General features: G+C 74.2%; 10 protein-coding genes and 1 tRNA gene. 2 read left to right on the top strand and 9 right to left on the bottom strand.

The genetic code is table 11. From position 1 onward, the window contains the following. Positions 1-21 precede the first annotated feature (21 nt). The 8 genes from AB0E85_RS30785 to AB0E85_RS30750 form a co-directional block, all read right to left on the bottom strand. A tRNA-Lys gene (locus tag AB0E85_RS30785) sits at positions 22-95 on the bottom strand. Continuing rightward, positions 86-682 (bottom strand): bifunctional DNA primase/polymerase, encoded by a 597-nt coding sequence (locus AB0E85_RS30780; protein WP_361933963.1) that lies wholly within the window; start codon positions 680-682, stop codon positions 86-88. Before AB0E85_RS30780 ends, AB0E85_RS30785 begins: the two co-directional genes overlap by 10 nt. Positions 683-806: 124 nt before the next feature. Further along, complete coding sequence (locus AB0E85_RS30775) at positions 807-1,175, bottom strand: hypothetical protein (protein ID WP_191845940.1); 369 nt, start codon at positions 1,173-1,175, stop codon at positions 807-809. A gap of 249 nt (positions 1,176-1,424) precedes the next feature. After that, complete coding sequence (locus AB0E85_RS30770; protein WP_361933960.1) at positions 1,425-1,568, bottom strand: hypothetical protein; 144 nt, start codon at positions 1,566-1,568, stop codon at positions 1,425-1,427. After that, entirely contained in the window at positions 1,565-2,899 is a 1,335-nt protein-coding gene (locus AB0E85_RS30765) for an AAA domain-containing protein (protein ID WP_361933957.1), read from the bottom strand. The genes AB0E85_RS30770 and AB0E85_RS30765 overlap by 4 nt, the downstream gene beginning before the upstream one ends. Further along, entirely contained in the window at positions 2,896-4,488 is a 1,593-nt protein-coding gene (locus AB0E85_RS30760) for a hypothetical protein (RefSeq protein ID WP_361933954.1), read from the bottom strand. Before AB0E85_RS30760 ends, AB0E85_RS30765 begins: the two co-directional genes overlap by 4 nt. Then, on the bottom strand, positions 4,479-5,612 hold the full coding sequence (locus AB0E85_RS30755; protein WP_361933951.1) for a hypothetical protein: 1,134 nt from the start codon (positions 5,610-5,612) through the stop codon (positions 4,479-4,481). The genes AB0E85_RS30760 and AB0E85_RS30755 overlap by 10 nt, the downstream gene beginning before the upstream one ends. Further along, entirely contained in the window at positions 5,563-6,516 is a 954-nt protein-coding gene (locus tag AB0E85_RS30750; RefSeq protein WP_361933949.1) for a phosphatase PAP2 family protein, read from the bottom strand. Before AB0E85_RS30750 ends, AB0E85_RS30755 begins: the two co-directional genes overlap by 50 nt. A gap of 201 nt (positions 6,517-6,717) precedes the next feature. On the opposite strand from AB0E85_RS30750, the gene AB0E85_RS30745 reads away from it, so the two are divergent. Continuing rightward, complete coding sequence (locus tag AB0E85_RS30745; RefSeq protein ID WP_361933946.1) at positions 6,718-7,335, top strand: histidine phosphatase family protein; 618 nt, start codon at positions 6,718-6,720, stop codon at positions 7,333-7,335. A 16-nt stretch (positions 7,336-7,351) separates the two neighbouring features. Here AB0E85_RS30745 and AB0E85_RS30740 read toward each other — a convergent pair whose 3' ends face one another. After that, entirely contained in the window at positions 7,352-8,803 is a 1,452-nt protein-coding gene (locus AB0E85_RS30740; protein WP_361933944.1) for a hypothetical protein, read from the bottom strand. A 297-nt stretch (positions 8,804-9,100) separates the two neighbouring features. On the opposite strand from AB0E85_RS30740, the gene AB0E85_RS30735 reads away from it, so the two are divergent. After that, positions 9,101-9,496, top strand: coding sequence for a hypothetical protein (locus tag AB0E85_RS30735; protein WP_361933941.1), 396 nt, complete (start codon positions 9,101-9,103; stop codon positions 9,494-9,496). The last annotated feature ends 61 nt before the right edge of the window (positions 9,497-9,557 follow it).

Raw genomic sequence — 9,557 nt, 5'->3', positions numbered from 1 at the left:
CACAAGCCGCCACCGACAACGTGCGCCGCCAGGGACTCGAACCCCGGACCCGCTGATTAAGAGTCAGCTGCTCTAACCAACTGAGCTAGCGGCGCCTGCTGACGTCGTAGACCTTAGCATCCTGGTCGGCGGGAGGAAAAATCGAAATCCGCACCGCCGAGCGGGCCGCCCGGACGGCCGCCCAGAGCAGTACCTCGGGGCCGGGGAGCCAGGGCTGACGGGTGTCGGGGGCGACCAGCCAGCGGGACGCCGAGCGGTGGACGCAGGAGGCGCTCCCCGACGGCGCGGGGACGGTCACCGCGTCGCCGGTGCCGTGGCAGAGGAGCGGCGGCACCGCGTCCGTGCGGTTGGTCTCCCGGCCGTCCCGCGCGCCCCACTCCTCCCAGTCCAGCAGTGCGGGGAGCCGCTGTGCCGTCCCGGGGGCGGCGAACAGCAGGATCCGCCCCCGGAACTCCGCGACCGGGCCCGAGCCCGGACCGTCCTCCCACAGCCGGTCGAGCATCCGCCGGCCGAACATCGAGGGAGCGCTGACGACGTCGAAGACCGCCCCGCAGGGCAGGACGACCGGTGCGTCCGGCCGCTCCTCCCACAGGGCGAGCGTGCTTCGCGGATACGTTCCTGCCGACGCGAGCCAGGCGGCCCCGTCCGGGGTGACATCGGAGGCGTTCCATGAGCTGCTCATGGCATCCAGGTCTACCCGCCGTGAGCGTCCGGTTCCCGAGGGTTGCGGGAAACCGGGACAGGAGGGGGTGGGAGGGAGTATCTTGCCCGCCTGGCATATGCCAGGTGATCGGGAAGGGCTTGTTCTACGCGGTCTCGCCGGGCCCCCGGCCCTCGGCGCCGCCCCGCATCAGATCCCGCCCGAACTCGACCATCTTCTTGGCGTAGTCCTCGGTCCACTCGGCCCGCTCGGCGATGTCCGCCGTCGTCAGCCGGTCGAACCTCCGCGGGTCGGCCAGCTGGGCCGCGGCCATCGCCTGGAACTCCACCGCCCGGTCCGCCGCGGCCCGGAACGCCAGCGTCAGCTCCGTCGCCCGGGCCAGCAGGGCCCGGGGGTCGTCGATCGACTCGAGGTCGAAGAAGTGCTCAGGGTCGGAGGCCGCCTCCGCGGGCTCGAAGAGCAGGGGCGCGGGGCGTAGCCGCGGTTCGTTCCGACGCGGCGTGGGCTCCGCCATGTCTTCTCCTCCTCGTACGTCGCGCTGGCCCTCCCGCGCGGGCGGGGGACTCCCAGGTGGAGTGGGCCACCGTCCATTGTCTCGCGGGCGCGCAAGTGGGCATCGCGGTAGTGGGTACGGCCGCCCCACCACCCGGTGTTCGGCACGGCTCCGCGAGGCGCCATGTTCCGGCCAGATCGTGCCGGGAGGGGCGTAGCCGTGGTGCGGTCACGGACGCCGGCGGTGGGGTGGGGCGTAGCCGTGGTGCGGTCATGGATGCCAGGGCACCCGGTGTTCGGCCAGGTGGGTCAGGACGGCGTGGTTCGCCTCCCAGCCGTCCGGGCTGGATTCGTCGGCCGCTTCCGGCGGCGTGCCGGCCGACGGTGAGGAGGGGTGTAGCCGTGGTGCGGTCATGGATGCCAGGCCACCCGGTGTTCCGCGAGGTGGGCCAGGACGGCGTGGTTCGCCTCCCAGCCGTCCGGGAACTTCACCACCGTCCCCAGTTGCACCGGCTCCGTCGACGGATAGTCGTCCAGCAGGTCGCTCACCCCCGCCCGGCAGACCACGATGCAGGCGTGCCGGTGGCGGGAGGCCAGGACGCAGAGGCGGCCCGTCTCCAGGTGGAAGGCCGTGGCGTCGGGGCGGCCGGAGAGGGGGTGCAGGACCACCGTGACGTCGTACTCCCGGCCCTGTAGCCGGTTCGCCGTGTCCACGACCACGTCGGTGACGCCGAGGCCGGCCAGGGCGGCGCGGACCGCGGCCGCCTGGTCCCGGTGGGCCGTGCCGACGGCGATCCGGTCGGCGGTGAGGGGCGAGGGGACGGTGGAACGCTCCGAGGTCGCCGCGCCCGCCCGGTCCAGCAGACGCCGTACGACCGTCGCCACCGCCCCGACCGCCTCCGGGTCCGTGCGCGGAGTGTGCCGGGCGGGCAGCTCCAGCAGGCCCCAGCCCGACGCGGCCGCCTCGTCGATCACCCGGTCGGGGCCCGAGCCGTCCGACGGCACGCCGAAGGCCAGGGTCCGGTCGCCGGGGCCGGTGCCGCTGCGGAACGGCGTGTACGGGTAGAACGCGTCCGAGACCAGGGGCGCCGCCGAGGCCGGAAGCCGCCAGGAGACCGGCAGCCGGTGCTGCGGCAGGTCCGGGTTGTGCGCGAGCAGGGTCGTCACCGCAGAGGCCGAAGGGTCGTACGCCAGACCCGCCCACTGCTCGCTGCCCACGATCGCGAACGGATCCAGCTGCCCCGGGTCACCCACGAACAGCGCCCGCTCGAACAGCCCGGCCACCGCGAGCAGCGAGTCCGACCGCATCTGGTACGCCTCGTCGACGATCGCGTACGGCCACGGCTCGTCGACCTTGACGTGCGCCCACTTCGCCGCCGTCGAGAGCACCACGGCCAGCCCGGCGAGGTCGGAAGCCTTGGCCGACTTGCGTACGTTCTCCAGGCCGTCGAGCGCCTTGTCGTACGGGTCGGAGTCGCTGCTGTGCAGCCGGCCCACCGGCAGCTCCGGATTCTTCTCGGCCAGCCGCAGGACCAGATCGTCGACCTGGGCGTTGGTCTGCGCGACCACCATCAACGGATGGCCCGCCGCCGCCAGTTCCAGCGCCGCGCGGACCACCAGCGTGGACTTGCCCGCGCCCGGCGGGGAATCCACGACGACCCCGCGCGCGGTGCCGTGCAGCGTGTCGCGCAGGATCGCGTCGGTCGCCTGCCCCGCGGCGACCGAGGGGTCGAACACCGTGGTCACAGCACATCCTCCTCGGTCACCGGGTCGGCCGCCTCCAGGGCCGCCTCACCGGGCGGCCCGCCGTGCGTCCACGGCGTCTCCTCCGCATCCGGCAGCTTCGCCCCGCCCCGCTGTTCGTGCTCGAAGAGCGTGAAGCAGACCCGGTCGCCCTTCTCCGGCACCGAACCCGGCTCCGGCTCCTTCCCGCGGCCCATCTTGTCGAGAACCCGCAGCACGACACACGCGCCGTCCTCCTCGTGCGCCACGAACTCCGCCGACTGCGGCTTCCCGCCCAGCGACCGGAACACCTTCGTCCGCTCGCCGAGCTGCGGCCGGTCGTCCGTGCGCACCGTGACCAGGGGGCGGGGGCTCGGCCGCTTGCCGTCGCTGTACGCCATCACGACATCGGTGACCTCACCCGCGAACGCCTCCCCGGACAGCCGCCGGCCCGCCATCACCAGCGGGTCGTCGAGGGCCTCCTGCGCCTCCAGCCGGGCCTGCTCGCGCTCGCGCGTGGCGAGCTTGTTCGCCGCTGTGACCGCGTCGTCGCAGCGCGGCTGCGGGGGTTCCCCGGCCAGCACCCGGTCGCGGTGGCCGGTGAACGACCAGCGGTCGCGGGTCCACCGCTCCTCGACCCGCGCCCCCTCGGGCAGCTCCCGCAGCAGGTCCAGGCCCCGCCAGACCGCGTCCCAGGTGGGCCGGGTGCGGCTGAGCACCAGGTCGCGGATCTCCCGCTCGGCCGTGGTCAGCGCACCGAGCCGGTCGTCGGCCTCCAGCCCGTCCTCAGCGGCGGCGAGGGCGGTGCGGGCCCGGTCGTAGCGCTCGATGGCCGGGGCGAGCAGCTTGTTGTCGAACGCCGGGTCGGTGGCCGGGCCGGCCGGCGGGCACGTCAGCTGGCCCCGCTCGTCCCGCTCCAGCTCGGCCCGCAGCGCGGCCTCCGCGCCGGTGACGCCCTCCGGCGGGTCGATCCAGGCCAGCAGCGCCCCCAGGTGCTGGTCCTCCAGGGTGGACTGCCCGGTCACCCAGTGCCGGCCCAGCAGGTCGGTCATCGCCAGGAGCAGCGAGGAGCCGGGCACCCGGGCCCGCTCCCCGAAGTGCGTCAGCCACCGCCCCAGCAGCGGCACCCGGGGCGGCGCCGGATAGGGAGCCTCCGGATCCTGCTCCGCCGTACGCCGGAACCGCATCGAGCGCCCGAGCAGCCGCACCAGGTCGATGCCCGCGCGGCTCGGCACGATCAGCTGCGGCGCGTCCGCGCACAGATCGACCTCGACCTTGACGCGCTTGCCGGTCTCCGGGTCCGTCTCGGTGCGCTCGGCGGCCTCCACGGTCTCGGCGTAGGAGTCGACGTACGGCAGCACGACGCCGGCCAGTTCGGCCAGGAACGCGAACCTGAGGTCGCGGTCGCGGGGCTGCGGGACGGCCAGCAGCCGCGGCGCGTCCCGGTCGGTGCCGACCAGCGCGCCCAGCGGGGCGCCGGCCTCACCGGCGGTGATCAGCGGCACCAACACGAGCGGGCGGTCGCCGAGATGACGGTGCCGGACGGTGGCGGCGGGCTGGGCACGGCCCGTGCTGACGGCTTCCAGGCGGGCCAGGGTGGAGATCAGCGACACGCCGCCTCCAGTGCCTCGGCGCGCAGGGCGGCCGCCCGCCGCAGGGCCGCCACGGCCGGGTCGCCGGGATCGCCCGCCTCGCCGCGCGCGGCCGCGAGGACCTCCTCCACGGTCGTCAGGCCACCCAGTTCCGCCCGGACCGGACGCCCGAGCGTGGTCACGGCGCCCTCCTCGCGGGACCGGGCCCGGCAGTGGAAGGCCAGTTCGCACGCGGACAGGCACTCGGGCGCGTACGTCGCCGGGACCGACTCCACGGCCGCCGTCAGCTCCTCGACGGGCAGCTCCGGCGAGAAGCAGGTGCCCTCGGGAAGCGCGTCGGCGATGTCCTCGATGCGGGTCAGCCGGGCCAGCTGACGGGCGGTGACCGCCCGCTGCTTGCGGATGTCGACGGCGGACGCGGCGGGCAGGTTGGAGAAGTCCCGGGGGCACACCAGCAGGACCCGGTGCCGCACCTGCGGGGCCGGAGACCCTTCCGGGGCGAGACGGGCCGCGACCTCCTCCAGGGCCAGCACGTACACCGCCGCCTGCCGGGCCGCCGCCCCTACCTTCGCCGGGTCCGCCGAACCGTCCAGCAGCGGGAAGGACTTGATCTCCACGACCGTCCAGCCGCCGTCAGGATGGACCACCACCGCGTCCGGCTCCAGGAACGCGGGGGAGCCCGCGACGTCCAGCGCGAGCATCGGATGGTCGAGCAGCGTCCACACGCCCGGACGCGCGGTGGCCTCCCGCAGCTCCAGCTCCGTACGGGCCGTGCGCCCCTGGGGGCCGGACGCCGTCAGGTCGGGTACGCGCGCGTCGGAGGGCGGCTCGGCGGACCGGTCGAGCTTCTCGTGCACCAGCCGCAGCAGCTCCGCGCCGCCGTCGGCCTTGACCTTCGCCTCGAAGGCGTTGCCCCGGGTGAGCGCGAACTGCGACTGCCCGAACGCCGACGGCGAGCCCAGCGCGCTCGCCAGGGCCGTCTTGTTCACCCCGGCGCCGTCGAGGATCGCGCGCCGCGCACAACCGGGGTTGGCGGCCAGCGCCGCCAGGGCGCGCGCGTCCAGTGCCTTCGCGGGTACGTCGGGGCCGCGCAGCTCAGCGAGCTGCTGCCGGAGCGCCGTCCCCCGCGTCCTTGGGGGAGGCACCCGGCTCGGCTCCCGCTCCGTGCCGCGACTCGCGCTGCCGTGGAATTCGCTCACCCGCGGAAGTCTGGCATCCGGCACTGACAATCGAGGAACCTGCGGCGGAAGAGTCCGCCGTGACCGGTGCGACGCGCGGCACGAACCGTGCTTTGACCCGGTCCGAGGTACGCATCACGGCGGGGGCCAGCAGCAGTCCGACGCCCATGACGGCCGCGCCCGCGACCGCGTCGAGGAAGTAGTGGTTGGCCGTGCCCATGACCACGATCGTCGTGATCAGGGGGTAGGCGACGGCGGCCGTCTTCGTCAGGCGCGTACCGCCGAAGCGCCACAGCATCACTCCGCACCACAGGGCCCAGCCCACGTGCAGGCTCGGCATGGCCGCGTACTGGTTGGTCATGTCCCCCATGCCGCGCGGCGCGCTCGCGGCGCCGCCCCACCAGCCGTACGAGCTGTACTGCGCCATCGTGTCCACGAAGCCGTGGCTCGCGTCGAGGAGCCGGGGCGGGCAGGTCGGCAGCAGGGTGAAGCCGATCAGACCGATGAGGGTGGACGTCATGAGCCAGGTGCGCGCGGCGCGGTAGCGCACGGCCCGGGAACGGAAGAGCCACACCAGGACCGCCGGGGTGACCAGGTAGTGCAGAGACGCGTACCAGAAGTCGGCGGGTATGCCTATCCAGGCCTCGCGCGTGAAGAGGCGGTTGAGCGGGTGTTCGAAGTTGAGGTACAGCGCCTTCTCGAAGCGCAGGAGCGCCAGACCGTGGTCGACGGCGCCGGAGACGTCACCGCGGGCGAGGAGCCGGCCGGCCGAGTAGAACCCGTACACCAGAAGGATCAGCGGCAGCTCGGTCCACCAGCGCAGCCTGGGCGCGGGGGCCGCCTCGGTGCCCGGTGTCTCGGTGTGCTGCATCCGATCGTCCTCCCCCTTCGTCATCACGTGTAGCCCGGTCGGCCGTGCCACTTTACGGTGTGGACCCGCGCCCCGGGGGGCGCCTTCGGCCCTCAAAGACGCAGAGATCGCCCCCCGGGTTGCCCCCGGAGGGCGTGCGCCATGATGGAGGAGTTCCCCCTGCGTCGTTCTTCTCGCGTTGTTCTTCCGGAAAGGTGCTCCATGCCCGCGCGCATCCTGCTGGCCCGCCACGGACAGACCGAGTGGTCCCTGTCCGGCAAGCACACGGGCAGGACGGACGTGCCGCTCCTGGAGGAGGGCCGGCGCGGCGCCGAGCGGCTGGGCGAGCGCCTGCACCGGGCCCCGTACGACGGCCTGGCCGGCGTCGAGATCCGCACCAGCCCGCTGGCACGCGCGCGTGAGACCTGCGAGCTGGCCGGCTTCGGCGACCGCGCGCGTACCTGGGACGCGCTGCTGGAGTGGGACTACGGGGCGTACGAGGGCATGACGCCCGCCGACATCCAGGCCGTCCGGCCCGGCTGGCTGATCTGGCGCGACGGCGTCCCGGACGGGGAGTCGCTCGCCGAGGTCACGGCCCGGGCCGACGCAGTGGTCTCCTGGGCCCGCTCCGAGGACCGCGACGTCCTGGTCTTCGCCCACGGGCACATCCTGCGCTCCATCGGGGCGCGGTGGCTGGGCCTTCCGATCGACTTCGCGGCCCGGATCCGGCTGAACCCCACATCGCTGTCGGTGCTGGGCTGGGCCTACGGGGAGCCGGCGATCGAGAGCTGGAACGACCTGGGGCACCTGGGAGTGCCGGGCGCCGCGCGCCAGGCGTGACGTTCGCCACAAACCCTCAGGGCGTGCGCGGCGACGAGGCGTGCCTCTCCAGGAACGCCGACACCCCGGAGGCCCTGCGGTGCGGCAGCAGCACCCGGGCCGTCGCCGCCAGCATCGTCTGCACGCGGGCCGACTGGACCTCCTCCAGCAGATCCAGCACCCGCATCCCCGCCACCGCGGCCTCGTCCGGCCGGCCCCCGCGCGCGAGGTCGTCCGCAAGCTCCGCCGTGTAGAGGGCGATGTTCCGGGTGAAGTGCGGATCCTGGAGCGCGGCGGCCCGGCGCGCGTGCCGCGCCGCCCGGGGCCAGTCGCCGAGCGTGGACCAGCACTGCGCCTCCAGGCCCTCCAGTTCGGCCTCCCCGTAGAAGCTCATCCACTCCGGGTCGGCGTCCGAGGGGCCCCGCTCGAAGAAGGCCTGCGCCCGGGCCAGTGCCTGTTCGCAGCCGACGCGGTCGGCCAGCCCCGCCCAGCCGCCCGCCTCGCGCAGCGCGAGGAGCGACATCAGCCGGGCCGAGCCCACCGGCCGGGCCACGCGCTGCGCGGCCTGGGCCGCCCGGACCGCCTCGCGCGGCCGGCCCGCGTCGCGCGCCAGGAACGCCGTGTTGCAGAACGCGTGCGCCTCCAGGCCGGGGTCGCCGGTCATCCGGGCGGTCGCGAGGGCCTCCGCGTAGTGCGAGCGGGCGTCGTCGAAGCGCCCCGAGTCGTGGGCCAGCCAGCCCACGGAGATGGCCAGTTCACCGGCGCCCGAGTAGAGCCGGTCCGCAGTCGTCTGCCGGGTCGTGCCGGCGTCCAGCAGGGCGTAGGCCGCGCGCAGCGGGGCGGCGGCGCGCCGGTAGAGGCCGTCGGCCCCGTGCCGGTCGTCCAGCAGCCGGATCCGGCGGACGGCTTCTTCCAGGGCACCCGCGTCGCTCGCCCCGGCGCGGTGCACGGGGCGCTGCGCCGCCGCGGCGTCGAGGGCGAGGCCGACGGGCCCCAGTGAGGCGGCGGCCACCGTGGCGCCTCCGCCGGTCATGAACGCGCGACGTAGCACGTCGCTCTCCTCGTAGGTGTCGTGCGGGTGGTGCGGGTCGTACGGGTCCTGCGTTTCATACGGCTCGCCCGCCCCGCTGGTCTCACTCGTGGCGTTCGCCGGGTTCGCGGTGCGCGTCAGGGGCGCGCCCTCGGTTTCGCGCGCCCGGCGTCCGCGTACCGACGAGCGGGGCGCGAACCCCAGGTCTGTGAGCGTGCGGCCTGGGAACATGTGCAGGAACACCCGTTCGTACGCGTAGTTGGGGCAGCGGATCTCGCCCGCCTCGACCCGGCCGATGTACCGCGCGTCACAGCTGACCTGCTCGCCGATCTCGAGCCCGGCCCGGCGGATCGCCGCGGCGAACTCGGCCGGTGAGCGCTGTCCGCGCAGTCGCCGGAAGACGAGGTTCGGCCGCGGCGGCCGGTGGGGTTGAGACGAGGTCAACGACGACGACGCCATGGCCGGGTCCTCCCGTGCGAACCGTCGAACCATGCCGGAAACAGAGCGACTTGTTGCGGTATGCCCGCATCGTCGGCCCCGTGTCCGGCGAGCAAGAACGTACCTGCTGTGATGGAGCCACCACGCTGGGTTTGGCTACAAACCGGATATCTCATCCGTGATCTGCCATGAAGTGCCATCCTTTGCGGCTGACTTCCGCCGTAGCCCTTGACGGTCTGCCGCGTTGAACTCTGCGGACCGGGAGGCCCCCGACTCCCGACCGCTCGTCCAAGCAGGGCTTTTCGTGGTGGAGGCCGGATGGAGACCAGCCGGGTCAACGATGTTCGTACGCCGCCGGGCACCCCGGCGGCCGGCTGCGATGTGGTGACGGTGCCGGCCCGGCAGGGGCTGGAGGCGGTCGACATCCTGCGGCGCGGACCGGGGGACGCGGTGGGGCCCGTACTGCACGACGACGGCGGCGACACCCTCGGCTTCCTGGTGCCGCCGGGGACGGCCGCCGCGTGGGACGTGCCGGGAAGCACCTGCACGGAGACCCACGGACGGGGGCTGCCCCTGGCGCCCGAACCCCCGGGGGCGGGCTCGGACTGGCTGCTGCCGCCCGGCGAGGCCGACCTCGCGACCGATCCCGCTGTGCTGCGCGAGGCCCTGGGAGAGGCCGCCCGGATGATCAAGGCGGCCGACAGCTGCCGCTGAGGCGCCCCCCGGACACCGGGCCCTGGGAGCCACAACCACCCAGGGTCGCGGGAGCTGCACC

This window comes from Streptomyces sp. NPDC029044 (assembly GCF_040637495.1).
In the GTDB taxonomy this organism is placed as follows: domain Bacteria; phylum Actinomycetota; class Actinomycetes; order Streptomycetales; family Streptomycetaceae; genus Streptomyces.
The sequence above is the reverse complement of the archived record's forward strand: the minus strand, read 5'-3'. Positions and strand labels throughout refer to the sequence as shown.

Bases quoted from the DNA above. Each gene is read 5' to 3' on its own strand.
- AB0E85_RS30780 (WP_361933963.1), bottom strand. From the start codon at position 682: ATGAGCAGCTCATGGAACGCCTCCGATGTCACCCCGGACGGGGCCGCC.
- AB0E85_RS30775 (WP_191845940.1), bottom strand. From the start codon at position 1,175: ATGGCGGAGCCCACGCCGCGTCGGAACGAACCGCGGCTACGCCCCGCG.
- AB0E85_RS30770 (WP_361933960.1), bottom strand. From the start codon at position 1,568: ATGACCGCACCACGGCTACACCCCTCCTCACCGTCGGCCGGCACGCCG.
- AB0E85_RS30750 (WP_361933949.1), bottom strand. From the start codon at position 6,516: ATGCAGCACACCGAGACACCGGGCACCGAGGCGGCCCCCGCGCCCAGG.
- AB0E85_RS30745 (WP_361933946.1), top strand. From the start codon at position 6,718: ATGCCCGCGCGCATCCTGCTGGCCCGCCACGGACAGACCGAGTGGTCC.
- AB0E85_RS30740 (WP_361933944.1), bottom strand. From the start codon at position 8,803: ATGGCGTCGTCGTCGTTGACCTCGTCTCAACCCCACCGGCCGCCGCGG.
- AB0E85_RS30735 (WP_361933941.1), top strand. From the start codon at position 9,101: ATGGAGACCAGCCGGGTCAACGATGTTCGTACGCCGCCGGGCACCCCG.